At 51.3% G+C, this 879-nt stretch carries 1 protein-coding gene and 1 pseudogene; one reads left to right on the plus strand and one right to left on the minus strand.

Annotated elements, in window-relative coordinates; all coding sequences use genetic code 11:
* A pseudogene (locus tag HT737_RS28695) lies at window positions 1-335 on the minus strand (integrase); the annotation flags it as partial.
* Window positions 336-773: 438 nt separating this feature from the next.
* On the opposite strand from HT737_RS28695, the gene HT737_RS32115 reads away from it, so the two are divergent.
* On the plus strand, window positions 774-879 hold a 106-nt coding region (locus HT737_RS32115; RefSeq protein ID WP_306287302.1), incomplete at its 3' end, for a hypothetical protein.

Below are 879 nucleotides of genomic sequence, written 5' to 3' on the forward strand. Positions count from 1 at the left end.
GTGCGCTTGAGATTGCGTCCCTGGGACAACCGTGTGCCGGCAATGCCCTTGACCGAGCGCATCTTCAAAAGATGTTCCTGGCTGATCAGGCTCATGCGCCAGGCCTCATTCATGACGCCGCGCACCGCATTCACATACAACGAAGAAGTGTTCGGTGCGTAGTTGTCTGCGCGTAATGCCGCGACCAGTGCAACAACATCTTCTGGTTGCAAGGCATGCCAGGGAATCTCTTCGACATTCAAGTCTTCAAAGCCCAGGCGATCGGCGGCATCTTGCAGCACGTAACGCATGGTCAATTGGCTGGAGGGCGCCAAACGCGCGAGGTACAGGCTCATCGGGTTGGTTTTTGGAGCGTCGGGGGTTGCAGCAACTAAATCAATCAAACGTTAAACCTTGAGTAAAAAATGTACAGCACTACAACAACTAACAAATGCAATGTACTTGAAGTAAAGAAGGTACTTGAGCTGCACTGTCGGACAAAAAACTGCGATGGACGGCAGAAGCCTGAACAGCGGCTGTATAAGTGACAGATAAACGATTCGCCAACCGGTTTTTCATGTTCCTTTCACAAAAACCGGCATAACCTTAATTCCCATAGGTTCGGTAGTGGCTATGCCCCAACCTGCCGGGCAAATCGTGAAAAGTCAATCAATCCCCGACGTCATGCTTTTTTTGCCAAGTTATTGATGCAGGAGCGCTTTTCTGTGTCTACGCTGTGGTTGGATCCAACAGTTGCGTGAGTCCATCCTTTTATTTTTTGCAATGAGGTGCCCATGAGTAAGGCGTTTCTCCCCTTCTCTCGCCCCAGTATCGGCGATGAGGAAATTGCCGCTGTCGAGCAGGTGTTGCGCTCGGGCTGGATCACCACGGGGCCGAAAA

Source organism: Pseudomonas sp. MD195_PC81_125, from assembly GCF_014060985.1.
Classification (GTDB): domain Bacteria; phylum Pseudomonadota; class Gammaproteobacteria; order Pseudomonadales; family Pseudomonadaceae; genus Aquipseudomonas; species Aquipseudomonas parakoreensis.